Genomic DNA, 16,111 nt, shown 5'->3' with positions numbered 1-16,111 from the left:
GGATTGATGACGATGGGATAATGCATCAAAGAAAGCAGGCCGTAAAAAATGAGAGATCTACCATTACTCAATAAGCTTGCTGTTTTTGCGTATGTTGTAAATGCAGCATAGATCGTGGCCAACACAGCATTGTGCCACTTCCCAACGAAGCACCGCAAACAGGGTAAGAAGAGGGTTAGCGCTATGCGGTGCTACTGAGTTTCTGGAATTTCACCTGGCACGCGGTATCTGACACTTTCTGCTTGCTGCTCTTCATAGCGTTTATTTTCATCGTCCGGCACAACGCCAAGTACGGTTTCTTTTGAGCCATCTGGCCAGGTATACGTCGTGCATCCCGCTAGCGACGCCATTGCTATTAACGCCAGAAAAGCCACTATCCCGGTGGTGAGACGATATTGCAGCATAAAATTACCCCCTGTATTACGTTGGATTAATGGAAAGGATACGGAGTTGTAGCAGTGACTATAGGGCTCATGTCAGCGGGTTGTAAATCGTCTTTTGTGTTGTGCGTACGAATAACCGTTTAAAAATAAATGTCTACACTGATATAGAGCGATAATACTGTATGGGGTGTGGGGGTATTTCGTTGGTTGACGATAGGCTTGGAGGAAAAGCCGGGGGGGGGCTCTTGAGACAAGTTAGCCCTTATCTAGCTGCTAATATAAGGTAACCATGGATAGATTGGCTTGTATCGAAGAGGTCTTTAATAGCCGATAGGGATACTGCCGACGAAAATGTAAGGATACATGATGCACTCATCGACAGAGCGCCGCTTGGTATGGCTTTCACGCTTAACGTTATTGGGAACGCTGCTGACTATTGTCGTTATCTTGGTCGGTGCCTGGACGCGTTTAGTGGACGCGGGGTTAGGTTGCCCGGATTGGCCTGGTTGCTATGGTCGCTTGCTCGTTCCTGATGGTGAGCATGCTGCTCTACGCCATCCCGATGCCCCCCTGGATGTTGCAAAAGCCTGGGTGGAAATGGTGCATCGTTATGTAGCTACTCTTCTCGGAATATTGGTTCTAAGCGTTTTAGTGCTTGGCTGGCCACTTCGCAATACTCGCCATTACCCTTGGTGCATTAGCGTGCTTCTAGTTGCCGCTATCATTATACAAGGGGGCTTTGGTGCATTTACCGTGACCCTCAAGCTTTGGCCTCAAGTGGTTACTTTACATTTGCTGGGCGGGCTAAGCGTATTGCTGCTCTTTTTCTGGCTGCATCTCAGGCTAACCAGTATTTCTGAGAAAAAGGTCATGGGAGCAAACTGCTTTAATGTTTTTTGGGGTTTAGCCGCCGTGCTATTGATTTTGCAGCTTGGTTTGGGGGGCTGGGTAACAAGTAACTATTCAGGTATGGCTTGCCAAGGGTTCCCCGCTTGTAATGGCCAGTGGTGGCCAACCATGGATCTTAGTGAAGGTTTCCATCTGACTCAAACGGTTGGCCCCAATTACCTGCATGGACAGCTGCATGCAGAAGCTCGGGTCGCGATTCACTATATGCATCGGCTAGGGGCGCTGTTGCTGGGTGTGTCACTCCTGATGCTTTGGTATCGATATCGCCACAACCCAAGTGTCGCTCGGGCGCTTGTATTTGTTATTGGGGTCTATGCGCTGCAGGTTGTACTTGGCATAGCCAACGTGTTGATGTGGTTGCCTTTGTGGTTGGCACTTGCGCATACTGCAGGGGCCGTTTTACTCGTGATTGGCATGGTGCGGGCTTGGTGGTGCGTGTGCTTGGGCGAGCGATAGAAGATAAGAGTTCAAATTTAAAATGATGTATAATTCCTGTTTAGTTTTTTGATGTACGACGGAGAGCATTATGAATTCGGTCAGCGCACTGATGGCGCTTACATTAGCGCTTGCTGTCATTGCGGCTTTATCCATGTACGCGCTTAAACTGCGCAAAGAGGTAAAACGCCGTGAAGCATTCCGCTTGGATGAAGATTTAAGGGCCCAGCAAAATAGCCTTGAAAATTTGGATTATGTAACAAGTGCATTGGTCCAAGGGCAGGTAGACATTACCGAAGGTTCATGGCGCTGTAAGGTGCTGCTTGAAATTGTTGATGCCAATCTTGCAGAGCATCCTGATTTTAAAGCCTTTTCTGAGGTTTATAACCGGACGCAGCATCTTAAAACGCACTCTGCTCGTGCCAATTTAACGCCCCGTGAGCGCATGAGCGAAGATAAGCAGCGTTTGGAAGTTGAGCGTGATATGAAGCCCGCGGTTCTGGCTGCTGCAGAAGCCGTTATAAAATGGCGTGCACAAGGCGGACCTGAGCTGTATAAAGGCGAAAATAAGAAGTAAGTTTGGTTTATTTTAGTGCGGCAATATGTTTTTTTGGTGCCGGATGTGGCAGTTTTGCTATGCTTGATATGTCGATGTTGGCAAGAAGTTGATATGTCGGCATTGTTGCCTTCAATGGTTAAAGCGTAATAATAGGCAGATTGTTCAATTCAGGCAGGGGAACGCCCGCGTGGTTAAAATTGAACAAGCGAAAAATGGATGCTCTCGCAATAAGAAGCATTGGATAGATTTGGCTATACGGCTAAGTCAGCATTGGATCAAGAAGGAGTCTTGTATGAAAAAGTCAACGACTGGGTTGCTAATCGGTTCCGCCTTGGTAGTGGGCCTTTCAGGCTGTGCCACTTCCGCTAATCAATCTTCTGGCCAAGCTGGTGCTAGCAGCAGTGACCGTAGCTGGTATCAGCACCCTGCTGTTTGCGGTCTGGCGGGAAGTTTGATTGGCGGTAGCATCGGCTATGCCACTAGCAGCTCTTCTGATGAAGATAGCGGTGCGGCAACGGGTGCTGTCGCTGGCGCTGCAATCGGTGGCCTGCTGTGTGCTGATCGTACGCCTGAGCCGGTAGCTCCGCAGTGCCCGACATACGGTGAAGTGCCTGCTGGTGTTGCCGTTGATGCGCAAGGTTGTCCGCTGGACTCCGATAATGACGGCGTGCCGGACTATCGTGACCAGTGTCCGGGTACCCCCGCTGGTGTAGAAGTAGACGCAGTAGGTTGCCCGCTAGACTCCGACGGTGACGGCGTGCCGGATTACCGTGACCAGTGCCCCAATACGCCAGCTGGCACCGAAGTAAACGCGCTGGGTTGCCCAGATAGCGTTGTTCTTCAAGACGTTAACTTCGAGTTTGATTCTGCTCAGTTGACCGATAATGCCCGTAACATCCTGAACGGTGTTGCTGAGCGTCTGGTTAATAACCCCGATGTGCGTGTAAGCATCGATGGTTATACCGATTCACGTGGTACAGCTGCTTATAACAAAGGCTTATCTCAGCGTCGTGCTGAATCTGTGACTGCTTATCTTGCTCAGCGTGGCGTAGAAGCTAACCGCATGCGTGCTGTTGGTTACGGTGAAGAGAATCCGATCGCTACGAACGAGACTGATGAAGGTCGCGCACTGAACCGCCGTGTTGAAATTGACGAGTGGAACTAATACGCAGACTGCTTGGGCGCTAAACGTGTAGTGCTTTTGCTGGATGTGCCGCACATTTACTGTGCGTATCGACGGGAGGCGTATGCCTCCCGTTTTTATTTTCTGCGGCGCTCAAGTCTGTTAGGCTACGCGCTTGTATAACGTTGTATCACTTATTAAACGCCACGATCATTGATAGCGAAATGTGATCCTTGGTATGGATCACCACTGCGCTCAAGGAATACTGAATGCCCATTGTGACACTACCTGACGGTAGCCAAAGAACATTTGAAGCACCACTTTCCATTATGCAGCTTGCAGAATCCATTGGCCCTGGTTTGGCTAAGGCCTGCGTTGCAGGGCGGATAGATGGCGTTTTAGTCGATGCTGCAGATGTTATCGAGCACGATGCAAACGTAGCGATTATTACTGCGCGTGACCCAGACGGCGTGGAGATCATTCGTCACTCCTGCGCGCATTTGATTGGTCATGCGGTAAAGCAGCTTTACCCGGACGCTAAAATGGCGATTGGGCCGGTCATTGATAACGGCTTTTATTATGATGTCGACTTTGGTCGTTCAATTACGCCAGAAGATTTAGAGGCAATTGAAAAACGTATGCAAGCGCTAATAGAGCGCGAGTACGATGTTGTCCGTGAATATGTTGATCGCGATAAAGCAATGTCGACGTTTTCTCAGCGTGATGAAACGTATAAACAGGAAATTATTCACGATATTCCTGACGGTGCGGATATCCGGCTTTATCATCATGAAGAGTACACGGATATGTGCCGTGGCCCTCATGTGCCTAATACCCGCCATCTAAAAGCGTTTAAGTTGACGAAGCTTGCCGGCGCCTATTGGCGCGGGGATGCTTCAAATCCCATGCTGACGCGTATTTATGGCACTGCCTGGGGCGATAAAAAGCAGCTGAAAGCGTACTTGAAGCGGCTTGAAGAGGCTGAAAAACGCGATCACCGTAAGCTTGCGCGCCGTCTTGATCTCTTCCATATGCAGGAAGAGGCGCCAGGGATGGTGTTTTGGCATCCGAACGGTTGGGCGTTATGGCAGCAGATCGAACAGTATATGCGAGGCGTTTATAAAGACGGCGGTTACCAGGAAATTCGCTGTCCGCAAATAATGGACGTATCGTTGTGGAAAAAATCAGGGCATTGGGATAATTACGCGGACGGTATGTTCTTTACCGAATCCGAGAAGCGGGAGTATGCTCTCAAGCCCATGAATTGCCCTGGCCATGTGCAGGTGTTTAATTCCGGGTTGCGCAGCTACCGTGAGCTTCCGGTTCGCTTTGGTGAGTTTGGCGGTTGTCATCGTAACGAGCCCTCAGGCGCTTTGCATGGCATTATGCGTGTTCGTGCGTTTACTCAAGATGATGGCCATGTGTTTTGCACCGAAGCCCAGGTTGAGCCCGAGGTCACCAGCTTTCATCGCCAAGCGCTTAAGGTCTATACTGATTTTGGGTTTGAAGATATTGCCATTAAAATTGCGCTTCGCCCTGAGAAAAGAATTGGTAGTGATGATGTTTGGGATGAGGCAGAAGATGCGTTGCGTCGCGCGTTAAAAGCGTGTGATGTCGAATGGCAGGAGCTCCCTGGTGAAGGTGCGTTCTATGGCCCCAAGATTGAATACCATATGAAAGATTGCCTGGGGCGCGAGTGGCAGGTGGGCACCATGCAGGTTGATTTCATGATGCCCGAGCGTTTAGGTGCTCAATATGTGACCGAAGAGGGCGAACGTAAGCCGCCGGTCATGTTGCACCGTGCTATAGTAGGCTCAATGGAGCGCTTCATTGGTATCTTGATTGAACATTATGCGGGCGCTATGCCATTATGGTTGGCACCTCAGCAGGCGGTAGTGATGACAATTACCGATGCGCAGCGTGATTACGCTCTTGAATTAGAGCAACGTCTGCAAAAAAGTGGCTTACGAGCTAAAGCGGACTTGAGGAACGAGAAGATCGGCTTTAAAATCCGTGAGCATACGTTACAGAAAATTCCCTATCTCCTTGTGGTGGGAGATAAGGAAGTCGAAGCTGACTCAGTGGCCGTGCGAACTCGCAGCGGCGAAAACCTCGGCACAATGACAGTCGATGCACTTATCGAGCGTCTTGGTGCGGAGCGAGCAGCCCTGGCGACATCGTCAATTGCCTAAGGAGACGGAACGATCAAGCGAAGCAATCAGCGCGGGCGTCCAGCAGACAAACGCCCACCAATGAACGAGCGAATTACCGAAGAAGAAGTGCGTTTAATCGATGCTGAAGGTGAGCAGTTGGGCGTTGTGCCTACCACCGAAGCGATTGAGCGTGCAGAAGCTGCCGGTTTAGACCTCGTGCAAATTTCGAATGCCGATCCCATTGTCTGTAAGATTATGGATTACGGTAAATTCGTTTTTGAGACGAAGAAGCAGAAAGCGGCTCAAAAGAAAAAGCAAAAGCAAATCCAGGTTAAGGAAGTTAAATTCCGTCCTGGCACCGACGAAGGCGATTATCAGGTAAAATTGAAAAACCTGATGCGCTTTTTGGAAGGTGGTGACAAGGGTAAGGTCACTTTGCGCTTCCGTGGTCGTGAAATGGCGCACCAGGACATCGGCCGCAAGCTGATGGAAAGGATCGCGGCAGACCTGGAAGAGATCGGAACGGTGGAATCCTTCCCGAAAATGGAAGGCCGCCAGATGATCATGATTCTTGCCCCGAAAAAGAAGTGATCCAACGGCGAAACCAACGGGCCATCGCGTAGGCGATGGTCGGCCCTGGGTTTTCTAAAAAATATCGAGCGGAGTTTTCTCATGCCGAAAATCAAAAGCAACAGCGGCGCTGCGAAGCGCTTTAAAAAGACCGCTAATGGCTTCAAGCACAAGCAGTCTCACCGTAGCCACATCCTGACCAAAAAATCGACTAAGCGTAAGCGTCAGCTGCGTGGAATGAAGCAGGTTCACGCTGCTGATAAAGCGCTGATCCAGCGCATGCTGCCAAACCTATAAGTCGTATTTTTTTGTCTGAGTGCTTAAAGCCTCAGCTATAAAGTCAGGAGTGTGTTATGACTCGTGTTAAGCGTGGTGTAGTTGCCCGTCGTCGCCATAAAAAAGTATTGAAGCAGGCTAAAGGTTACTACGGTGCCCGTTCGCGTGTTTTCCGTGTAGCTAAACAGGCCGTTATCAAAGCAGGTCAGTATGCTTATCGTGACCGCCGCAACCGTAAGCGTCAGTTCCGTGCGCTGTGGATTCAGCGTATTAACGCTGCTGCACGCATCAACGGTATGTCTTACAGCCGCTTTGTTGGCGGTTTGAAGAAAGCCGGCATCGAAATTGACCGTAAAGTATTGGCTGATCTGGCTGTACACGAAAAAGCCGCATTTGCTGCTATCGTGGAAAAAGCTAAGGCTGCCCAATAACGTCATAGCTGTGCAAATGCCAGCGTGAATTGACGAAGGTCATTTCAGTGTGACCCGCAGGGGAAGAGCAGCCGCTCTTCCCCTGTTTTTTTGTCACCTTCAATGTGCGACACCCTCATAAAAGGGAACCGCTTAATTCGGAGTGAAACGGATGGACCACCTTCCTACTCTGGTGTCTGAAGCACGTGATGCCATTCAGGCTTCGCAAGATGTTGCTTCGCTGGATGAGTTGCGAGTTCGCTATTTAGGCAAAAAAGGCGAAGTAACGGCTTTGCTGAAAGGGTTAGGCAAGCTAACAGCCGAAGAGCGCCCGGCTGCTGGCGAACGCATTAACCAGGCAAAGCAAACATTGGCTAATGAAATTGACGCTAAGCGCCAGCAGCTAGAAAACGCAGCATTGAATGAGCGGTTGGCCGCTGAGCGCATCGATGTTACGTTGCCGGGCCGTGGGCAGGCCAGTGGTGGCTTGCACCCGGTTACGCGTACGCTTGAACGTATCGAAAGCCTGTTTACGCGTATTGGCTATGACGTCGCGGTAGGACCAGAAATTGAAGATGACTATCACAATTTCGAAGCGCTCAATATTCCTGCGCATCACCCGGCACGCGGCATGGCGGATACGTTCTATTTTGATGCAACGCGTCTGCTGAGAACGCACACTTCCCCCGTTCAAGTGCGCACAATGAAAGAGAGCGAGCCGCCCATTCGGATTGTGTGCCCCGGACGCGTTTATCGTAGCGACTCCGACCTGACGCATACGCCTATGTTTCACCAAGTGGAAGGGCTGCTGGTGGACGAAGGGGTTAGCTTTGCTGATCTAAAGGGCACGATTGAAGACTTTCTGCAGGCGTTTTTTGAGCGGGACGACCTTTCTGTTCGCTTCCGCCCTTCGTATTTTCCATTTACTGAGCCTTCTGCTGAAGTCGATATCCAATGCGTTATGTGCAGCGGTTCAGGCTGCCGTGTTTGCTCGCATAGTGGCTGGCTGGAAGTAATGGGTTGCGGCATGGTACATCCTGAAGTTTTCCGCCACTCGGGTATTGATACTGAACGCTATACCGGCTTTGCCTTTGGCATGGGGGCTGAGCGCTTAGCGATGCTGCGTTACGGTGTAAACGACTTGCGCCTGTTCTTTGAAAATGACCTGCGCTTCTTGCGCCAATTCGCTTAAGACCGCTGCCGAACACAGGAACGATCATGAAATTTTCAGAACAGTGGCTGCGCGAATGGGTATCACCGCAGCTGGACACGCAGGCGATTGCTGATCAGATCACGATGGCCGGCTTGGAAGTCGATGCAGTTGAAGCCGTAGCCGCTGCGTTTAGCGGCGTTGTCGTTGCTGAGGTGCTTACCAAAGAGAAGCACCCGGATGCCGACAAATTAAACGTATGTACCGTTAATGATGGCTCGGGTGAACCGGTGCAGGTGGTGTGCGGTGCAGCAAACGTTGATATCGGCCAGAAGATTCCTTTTGCTCAGGTAGGGGGCGTGCTGCCAGGCGATTTCAAAATCAAGAAGGCCAAGCTGCGCGGTGTAGAGTCACGCGGCATGATTTGTTCAGCATCGGAACTTGGGCTTGAGGAAGAAACCTCGCCCGGTATTCTGGTATTGGCTAATTCTGCGCCTGTTGGCGTCGATTTTCGCGAATATATGCACCTCAATGATATGACCATTGAGGTGGATCTTACGCCTAACCGCGGAGATTGCTTAAGTGTTAAGGGGCTTGCCCGTGAGGTGGGCGTGCTTAACCGGTTAGCCGTAACGCCGCCGGTCATCGAATCTATCCCGGCCGTAATAGATGACACTTTTGCTGTCAGCGTTGAAGCACCTGAGCAGTGTCCCCGATATGTGGGTCGCCTCATCAAGGGCATTAATGTAAAAGCGGAAACACCGCTTTGGATGGTAGAGCGTCTGCGTCGTAGCGGTATCCGTTCCATTGATCCTGTGGTGGACGTTACTAATTACGTCATGCTGGAGCTTGGCCAGCCGATGCACGCGTTTGATCGCGATAATTTGAACGGTCGCATCGTTGTGCGCATGGCGAAAGAGGGGGAGCGGCTAACCTTGCTGGATGGGCAAGACGTTGCCCTGCGCCTCGGAACATTAATGATTGCCGATGAGGCGGGTCCGCTTGCCATGGCGGGAGTCATGGGCGGAGAGAATTCTGGGGTTAACGAAACTACCCAGACGATTTTCCTGGAGTCGGCATTTTTTACACCACTGGCGATTGCGGGTAAGGCGCGCTCTTACGGTTTGCACACCGATGCGTCACACCGGTTTGAGCGTGGCGTGGACCCTGAGCTTGCTACAGCGGCCATTGAGCGTGCGACACGCTTACTGTTGGATATTTGTGGCGGCCAGCCTGGCCCTGTCACTGAATGCGTCAGTGAAGAGCATGTGCCTGCTTCTCGTACTATTTTGCTGCGTGAAGCGCGTTTGGAAAGTGCGCTTTCCAAGAAATTGGCCAATGAAGATGTCACCGACATTCTGACGCGTTTGGGTCTTGAGGTGAGTCAGCAGGCTGAAGGCTGGTCGGCTGTTGCGCCTAGCTGGCGTTTCGATGTCGCGATTGAAGAAGACCTGATCGAAGAGATCGCCCGAATTCATGGCTACAATAATCTGCCTGTTCGCCGCCCGGCTGCACGGTTAGCGCTGCGCTCTGCAGATGAAGCAACACTCACCCAGGCGCAGCTGCGTCGCCAAATGGTCGCTCGTGGTTTCCAGGAGGCGATTACTTATAGCTTTGTGGCTCCCGAGCTTCAGGCCGCTATATTGCCTGATGCCGTCTCTCCGGTGCTTGCTAACCCCATTTCAGCGGATCTCTCAGTGATGCGGGCCAGTCTTTTCCCGGGGCTGGTGCGGGCCATGGAGCATAATTTAAACCGTCAGCAGACCCGCGTTCGCCTGTTCGAAACGGGGCTGGTATTTAATGGCGAGCTGGATCAACTGTCCCAGGTTCCCATGATGGGGGCGTTAGTCTGTGGTAGTCGGGAAACGGAAGGCTGGGCAGGTTCTAAAGAGCGTATCGACTTTTACGATCTCAAAGGGGATCTTGAAAGCCTTTTAGCCTTGGGGGGCAATCTTGATGCCTGGCGCTTTGAGCCAGCCGAGCATCCAGCGCTTCACCCCGGCCAGAGTGCTGAAATACAGTACAACGGCGAGCATGCTGGCTGGATTGGAACTTTGCACCCGCAAGTGCGCGCCAAGCTGGGCCTTAAAGTGGATGCGGTACTCTTTGAAGTACGCTTGGATACGTTAAGCCAAGGGCAGATCCCGGCCTTTGAAGCGTTATCACGTTATCCTGAAGTGCGACGCGATCTGGCGTTTATCGTAAAGCAAGCGGTGCCCGTTCAGGCTCTACTGGATTGCGCTAAAGAAAAAGCCGGTGATTACTTAAAAGACATTACGCTATTTGATGTCTATGCTGGTAAAGGCGTGGCGGACGACCATAAGAGTATTGCGTTAGGCTTGACCTGGCAGCATCCTTCACGCACGCTAAACGATGAAGAAATCAACCAGTTGGTAGATTCCATCGTGACACAAGTGCGTGTCCAGTTGGAGGCTGAGCTACGCGGCTGACAATAATATGCCACGACACGGCGCTTATCACGTTCTTGGCAATGCGTTTGCTACAAGGAGGGTCCTATGGGTGCGTTGACCAAAGCAGAGCTGGCAGAGCATTTACATACTGAGCTGGCACTGTCTAAACGAGAAGCAAAAACCATGGTCGAAGCTTTTTTCGAAGAGATTCGAGCCTGCTTACGAGAAAATGAACAGGTTAAGCTGTCTGGGTTTGGTAACTTTGATTTGCGTGATAAGCGTGAACGGCCGGGCCGTAACCCAAAAACCGGTGAAGAAATACCTATTTCTGCCCGCCGTGTTGTGACCTTTCGACCAGGTCAAAAATTAAAGCAGCAAGTCGAGCACTATGTGAAAACCAAGTAGTCCTTGATGTTAATGACCTACCCGTAGCGTCGTTTTCGCTATATAACGGAGTGCCTTTGGGCGCTCCGTTTTTTTATGCGCCACGGTGCATACAGCCTTGTCTGTTCATTTGCGAAATGTGCCGTATAAATGAAGTATGTTAATATTCCTGCAAATTCAACGGCTATTTATCAACGCCGTGACACTTAATAGGGGATAGCAACAATGCCTCAACTGAACATATTGGTTGGCACGATGTATGGCGGTGCGTTAGATGTGGCTGAGCAGGTAAAGCCATTATTCGAGCAAGCGGGCTTTGCCGTTAATATTGTTGAGCAGCCGACGCTTGATGATCTAACGAGCAATGAAGATCTCTCATTATTCGTGCTCTCTACCACTGGCAGTGGTGACTTTCCCGGTAATTTTGTGCCCTTTGTGCGCAGCTTAAAAGATACAAGCCCAGCCCTTACGGAATTACGCTACGGCATGATTGCGTTAGGCGACAGCTCCTACGGTGATACATACTGTGGTGCGGGCAGAGCGCTTGATGCGTTACTTGAAGACCATGGGGCACACCGTTTGGGTGACCGGTTGGAAATTGATGCCATGGAAACATTTATGGCAGATGATGCCGCAGTGCCGTGGGTCGAGACGTGGATTGAAGAGCAGCAGCTAAAGGTAGCCTAAGCAATGCAGCCGATGCCTTTTTCAGCAGAGCGCATTAGTGTTGCGCTCGGTTTATGTGTGGTAATGCTGGCATCTTTGCCGCGTTTTATGGCAGGCGGGCACAGTACCCGTCAAACGCTTATTGTGATGGGTGTCGTTCTGGTTGCCGGCGCGGCGGTAGCGCAATGGCGTTTATTATCCCGTGACGCGCGCAAGCAATTACCTCGTCTTTGCCTACGGTTGGTGCTCATGCTGTTAGCGGGTGCTTTAGTCATGGGGGCTTGGCACGCGCTTTTTACCACATGGATCAGCTGGGAAGTCTTTATCTCTCATGCCGCTACCTGTGGTCTTTTAATGCATGCGGTAAGTTTATGGTGGCGACCTAAACGCCATAAATAAGCCGTTTAGGCCCAAAAACCTTGGATAAAATCGATAGCATACTCACCCAGCAGGTTCCATTGCTGCTCCGTTTCGACGCCTTCGGCGACCGCCTTTATACCTGGCTCACGAGGGCTTGCTATCGCCGCAACGATAGCGCGGCTGTTGTGCTCCTGCTGGTGCAAAGGCCTCAATAAAACGGCGATCTATTTTTAGGCTTTGGGCCGTAATATGATGCAGGTAGCTCAGTGATGAGAAGGGCCTCGCTGAGCAACATTTGATGCGGCACGGTATGCGCGGGTGATGTCATAAATGCGGCGATCGGTCGCATTAGAACCGAGGGCGTGCTGAAATTGATCATCAAGGCGTCATGCTCTGTCCAGATACCTAACGCTTGGTGGTTCTCCATAATGACAATAGAGCTGCAGTGGCGCTTCGCCATACGCTTTGCCGCTTGGCAAGGCGTATGGCGGGTGTGCAGTGCAAAATGCTGGTTTGCATAATGCGTGAAATAGGTAAGTCTTGATGAGTAGTCATGAGTATCGTTACGATAGCCAGTAAAGGTTGCTAAGTGGCAGGTAGCCTATCGTAATGAGCACGTAATTCTGTGTCCGAGGTCTAAAAGTAATAAATTAGTCACTTATTCCCTTGTAATTAACCGCAGCGCCCCCATCTTGCGAGCATGGCGCTTGCCACCGTGCGCTAGGGTTCTTAAAATTGCCCCTTGGAATTTATTTAAACACTGTTAATACAACGCCCAGCCGCTAGAGGACAATTCATGCAAGTTTCCGTCGAGACGACCTCCCAGATCGAACGCCGTATTTCTATCCAAGTACCGGCTGCCGAAATCGACGAGGCTGTCAGTGCTCGCCTGATAGACACCGCGAAAAACGTGCGGCTGAATGGTTTTCGCCAAGGCCGGGTACCAATGTCTGTTGTCCGCCAACGCTATAGCGACAGCGTTCGCAGTGAAGTAGTGGGCGAGGTAATGCGTGAGCGTTACGTACGTGCCATCACTGAAGAAGGCCTTAACCCGGCTGGCTACCCTCAGATTGAGCCGCAAATTAATGAAGCCGGTAAAGATCTTGAATTCGTAGCGATCATGGAAATTTATCCGCAGATCGAGTTGACCTCTATCGAAGGCACTGACGTTGAGCGCCCGGTGGTTAGCGTAAGCGATGCTGACGTTGATGAAATGATCGAGACGCTGCGTAAACAAAATGCCGATTGGCAAGATGCGGATACACCGGCAGCAGATGGCGATCAGATAACGATTGATTTTAAAGGTTTCCTGGGCGATGAGCCGTTTGAAGGCGGTAGTGCTGAAGGTCACGCGCTGGTGATTGGCTCCAACAGCTTTATCCCTGGCTTTGAAGAGCAGTTAATCGGTGCCAAGGCTGGCGAAGAGAAAACCATCAAGGTTACTTTCCCGGAAGATTACCAGGCCGAGCATCTGGCAGGTAAGGAAGCCACCTTCAATGTAACGGTGCATAAAGTCAGCACGCAGAAGCTGCCTGAAATTGACGCTGCTTTCATTGAGCGCTTTGGCGTAGACGATGGCGACCAGGATAAATTCCGCGCTGAAATCAAAAAGAACATGACGCGTGAGGCGACTCAGGCCGTTGATAATCGTGTTAAGCAGCAGGTGCTGGACGCGCTTAAAGAAGCCAACGACATTCTGGTGCCAAGCTCGTTAGTTCAGCAAGAAACGGATGCAATGAAGCGTCAGGCTGCTCAACAGTTTGGCCTTGGCGAAGACTTTGATGTTAGCCAGCTGCCCAATGAGCTTTTTGAAGAGCAGGCCAAGGGCCGCGTTCAAGTAGGTCTTTTGCTGGCTGAAGTGATCAAGGTCAATGAGCTTGACGCTGACGATGCTGCGATTAAAGCAAAAGTTGAAGAGCTGGCCGAGCAGTACCAGGACCCTTCTGAGGTTGTTGAGTACTACATGAGCAACGACCAGCTGAAAACGCAGGTTAAGTCTGCCATTCTCGAAGAGAAAGCGGTCGATAAACTGCTTGAGCAAACGAACGTTAAAGACGTTGAAATGTCTTATCAGCAAGCATTAGCTGCCGCTCAGCAGCAGGCTGCACAAGACGAGGGTGCTGAAGAAGGCGAGAAAGCAGACGCCTAAGCAATCCCATCAGCGCGGCGCACTGTTCTCGGTGCGCCTTTCCCTTATCGGACGCAAGGAATCACCCAAATGAGTGGATTTGATATTCAAAACGCCGGCGGTTTAGTGCCCATGGTGGTTGAGCAGAGCGCCAAAGGGGAAAGAGCCTACGATATTTACTCGCGTCTGCTAAAAGAGCGTGTCATTTTCCTGGTAGGCCCTGTTGAAGACTACATGGCTAACCTTGTGGTCGCTCAGATGTTGTTCCTTGAGTCGGAAAACCCCGACAAGGATATCCATCTTTATATCAACTCGCCGGGTGGCTCGGTAACGGCAGGCATGTCGATTTATGACACCATGCAGTTTATCAAGCCCGATGTATCAACCGTATGTATTGGTCAAGCGGCCAGTATGGGCGCGCTGCTTTTAACAGCAGGCGCAGCAGGTAAGCGTTACTGCTTGCCTAATTCACGGGTCATGATTCATCAGCCGCTGGGAGGGTATCAAGGTCAGGCATCTGACATTGAAATCCATACCCGTGAGATTCTGGGAATCCGCGAAAAGTTGAATCAGATTCTTGCGTATCATACCGGTCAGGATCTGGAAGCGGTTGCCCGTGATACCGACCGTGACAACTTCATGAGCGCCAATAAAGCTCAAGAGTATGGCTTGATTGACGCAGTGCTGGATAAGCGGCCTACATCCTGATAGCGTGATGAGGTTTTGCTTTTCTAACGAGCTTTTATGGCGGTGCAAGCCGCCGCAGTGACAGAGGTACGCTAATGGCCGACGGCAAAGGCAAGGATGAAGGTGGTAAATTACTTTACTGCTCGTTCTGTGGAAAAAACCAGAACGAAGTACGTAAACTGATTGCTGGCCCGTCCGTATATATCTGCGATGAGTGTGTCGACTTGTGTAATGACATCATTCGCGAGGAAGTTCTCGAAGCCGATGCCGAGAGCGATGAGGAGCGTTTACCTACGCCTCGCGAAATACGTCATACCCTGGACGATTACGTCATTGGACAAGACCGCGCCAAAATGGTGCTGTCCGTAGCGGTTTATAACCACTACAAGCGTCTGAGACCGGACGTACGTGAAGGCGATGTTGAATTAGGTAAATCCAATATTCTGCTCATCGGCCCCACTGGTAGTGGTAAAACATTGCTAGCGGAGACCATGGCACGTTTATTAAACGTACCTTTCACCATTGCGGATGCAACAACGCTGACCGAAGCGGGTTATGTGGGTGAAGATGTTGAAAACATCATCCAGAAGCTGCTTCAAAAGTGTGACTACGATGTAGAGAAGGCCGAGCGCGGCATTGTATATATCGATGAAATTGACAAAATTTCTCGTAAGTCCGACAACCCGTCTATCACGCGTGATGTATCGGGTGAAGGTGTACAGCAGGCGTTGCTCAAACTAATCGAAGGCACGACGGCTTCTGTGCCGCCTCAGGGTGGCCGCAAGCATCCGCAGCAAGAGTTTGTTCAGGTAAATACCGGTAACATACTGTTTATTGTAGGCGGCGCTTTCGCGGGTCTGGACAAGGTTATACGTGACCGGGCTGAAAAGGGCGGAATCGGTTTTAACGCCAGCGTTAAGAGCAAAGAGTCAGCACGTGGTGTCGGTGAGCTGCTTGCAGACGTTGAGCCGGAAGACCTGGTGAAGTTCGGTTTGATTCCAGAGTTTGTTGGACGTCTACCGGTCATTGCTACGTTAACGGAGCTTACCGAAGACGCGCTGATCCAGATTTTGACAGAGCCCAAAAACTCGCTCATCAAGCAGTATGGAAAGCTCTTCGAAATGGAAGGCGTGACGCTTGAGTTTAGAGACGAAGCGTTACGAGCGGTTGCTGCGAAGGCGATGGAGCGGAAGACAGGTGCACGCGGCCTGCGCTCTATCCTTGAGTCGGTATTGCTTGACACCATGTATGAAATTCCATCACTGGAAAATGTCAGCAAGGTGGTTATCGATGCATCGGTAATCGCAGGTGAAAGCGAGCCGCTCTTGATGTATTCAAAGCAGGAAGATGCTCGCGTTGATGGCACGGATGGCTAGTAATAGGCCAACGGCGTGACTTCAGCCGCTTGCGCTAAACCAAGGGGTCGCCTAGGCGGCCCCTTGTTGTTCATGGGTGTCACTGCGTAGTTTGCTCTACACTGCGTAGTACTTTTCATACAGTGATGTAC

General features: G+C 50.9%; 17 protein-coding genes. 15 read left to right on the top strand and 2 right to left on the bottom strand.

The genetic code is table 11. The features are described 5' to 3' along the window. Window positions 1-191 precede the first annotated feature (191 nt). Window positions 192-404: a hypothetical protein gene (locus FKN99_RS16035; RefSeq protein WP_172118812.1), complete on the bottom strand. Its 213-nt coding sequence runs from the start codon at window positions 402-404 to the stop codon at window positions 192-194. Between the two features lie 345 nt (window positions 405-749). Here FKN99_RS16035 and FKN99_RS16030 point away from each other — a divergent pair, with 345 nt between their 5' ends. From FKN99_RS16030 to FKN99_RS15975, 12 genes are all read left to right on the top strand, one after another. Continuing rightward, window positions 750-1,748: a COX15/CtaA family protein gene (locus tag FKN99_RS16030; protein WP_172118811.1), complete on the top strand. Its 999-nt coding sequence runs from the start codon at window positions 750-752 to the stop codon at window positions 1,746-1,748. A 70-nt stretch (window positions 1,749-1,818) separates the two neighbouring features. After that, the gene (locus FKN99_RS16025; RefSeq protein WP_172118810.1) at window positions 1,819-2,304 is read left to right on the top strand and encodes a DUF2489 domain-containing protein; all 486 of its coding nucleotides are present in this window, start codon (window positions 1,819-1,821) and stop codon (window positions 2,302-2,304) included. A gap of 274 nt (window positions 2,305-2,578) precedes the next feature. Further along, entirely contained in the window at window positions 2,579-3,451 is an 873-nt protein-coding gene (locus FKN99_RS16020) for an OmpA family protein (RefSeq protein WP_172118809.1), read from the top strand. Between the two features lie 227 nt (window positions 3,452-3,678). Next, the gene (gene thrS, locus FKN99_RS16015) at window positions 3,679-5,601 is read left to right on the top strand and encodes a threonine--tRNA ligase (protein ID WP_172118808.1); all 1,923 of its coding nucleotides are present in this window, start codon (window positions 3,679-3,681) and stop codon (window positions 5,599-5,601) included. A 60-nt stretch (window positions 5,602-5,661) separates the two neighbouring features. Next, the gene (gene infC / locus FKN99_RS16010) at window positions 5,662-6,153 is read left to right on the top strand and encodes a translation initiation factor IF-3 (protein ID WP_172118807.1); all 492 of its coding nucleotides are present in this window, start codon (window positions 5,662-5,664) and stop codon (window positions 6,151-6,153) included. Window positions 6,154-6,234: 81 nt separating this feature from the next. Further along, on the top strand, window positions 6,235-6,429 hold the full coding sequence (gene rpmI / locus FKN99_RS16005; RefSeq protein ID WP_087111489.1) for a 50S ribosomal protein L35: 195 nt from the start codon (window positions 6,235-6,237) through the stop codon (window positions 6,427-6,429). A 56-nt stretch (window positions 6,430-6,485) separates the two neighbouring features. Continuing rightward, the gene (gene rplT, locus FKN99_RS16000) at window positions 6,486-6,839 is read left to right on the top strand and encodes a 50S ribosomal protein L20 (RefSeq protein WP_018916261.1); all 354 of its coding nucleotides are present in this window, start codon (window positions 6,486-6,488) and stop codon (window positions 6,837-6,839) included. A 151-nt stretch (window positions 6,840-6,990) separates the two neighbouring features. Further along, window positions 6,991-8,010, top strand: coding sequence for a phenylalanine--tRNA ligase subunit alpha (gene pheS / locus FKN99_RS15995; protein WP_172118806.1), 1,020 nt, complete (start codon window positions 6,991-6,993; stop codon window positions 8,008-8,010). Window positions 8,011-8,036: 26 nt separating this feature from the next. Further along, window positions 8,037-10,418 (top strand): phenylalanine--tRNA ligase subunit beta, encoded by a 2,382-nt coding sequence (gene pheT, locus FKN99_RS15990; RefSeq protein WP_172118805.1) that lies wholly within the window; start codon window positions 8,037-8,039, stop codon window positions 10,416-10,418. A 66-nt stretch (window positions 10,419-10,484) separates the two neighbouring features. Then, window positions 10,485-10,784, top strand: coding sequence for an integration host factor subunit alpha (locus FKN99_RS15985; RefSeq protein WP_087111483.1), 300 nt, complete (start codon window positions 10,485-10,487; stop codon window positions 10,782-10,784). Between the two features lie 204 nt (window positions 10,785-10,988). Beyond that, window positions 10,989-11,450, top strand: a complete 462-nt coding sequence (locus tag FKN99_RS15980; protein ID WP_172118804.1) for a flavodoxin — start codon at window positions 10,989-10,991, stop codon at window positions 11,448-11,450. A 3-nt stretch (window positions 11,451-11,453) separates the two neighbouring features. Then, the gene (locus FKN99_RS15975) at window positions 11,454-11,828 is read left to right on the top strand and encodes a hypothetical protein (protein ID WP_172118803.1); all 375 of its coding nucleotides are present in this window, start codon (window positions 11,454-11,456) and stop codon (window positions 11,826-11,828) included. A 5-nt stretch (window positions 11,829-11,833) separates the two neighbouring features. On the opposite strand, the gene FKN99_RS15970 is transcribed toward FKN99_RS15975, so the two are convergent. Then, window positions 11,834-11,992, bottom strand: a complete 159-nt coding sequence (locus FKN99_RS15970; RefSeq protein ID WP_172118802.1) for an EAL domain-containing protein — start codon at window positions 11,990-11,992, stop codon at window positions 11,834-11,836. Between the two features lie 593 nt (window positions 11,993-12,585). On the opposite strand from FKN99_RS15970, the gene tig reads away from it, so the two are divergent. The 3 genes from tig to clpX all read left to right on the top strand — a co-directional run bounded on the left by tig (window position 12,586) and on the right by clpX (window position 15,980). Further along, a complete protein-coding gene (tig, locus tag FKN99_RS15965) occupies window positions 12,586-13,938 on the top strand; it encodes a trigger factor (protein WP_172118801.1) in 1,353 nt (450 codons plus the stop codon). A gap of 69 nt (window positions 13,939-14,007) precedes the next feature. Beyond that, window positions 14,008-14,625 (top strand): ATP-dependent Clp endopeptidase proteolytic subunit ClpP, encoded by a 618-nt coding sequence (gene clpP, locus FKN99_RS15960; RefSeq protein ID WP_172118800.1) that lies wholly within the window; start codon window positions 14,008-14,010, stop codon window positions 14,623-14,625. Window positions 14,626-14,699: 74 nt separating this feature from the next. Next, window positions 14,700-15,980 (top strand): ATP-dependent Clp protease ATP-binding subunit ClpX, encoded by a 1,281-nt coding sequence (clpX, locus tag FKN99_RS15955; RefSeq protein ID WP_172118799.1) that lies wholly within the window; start codon window positions 14,700-14,702, stop codon window positions 15,978-15,980. Window positions 15,981-16,111 lie beyond the last annotated feature (131 nt).

The sequence above is a fragment of the Halomonas hibernica genome (assembly GCF_013183775.1).
Classification (GTDB): Bacteria; Pseudomonadota; Gammaproteobacteria; order Pseudomonadales; family Halomonadaceae; genus Vreelandella; species Vreelandella citrativorans.
The sequence above is the reverse complement of the archived record's forward strand: the minus strand, read 5'-3'. Positions and strand labels throughout refer to the sequence as shown.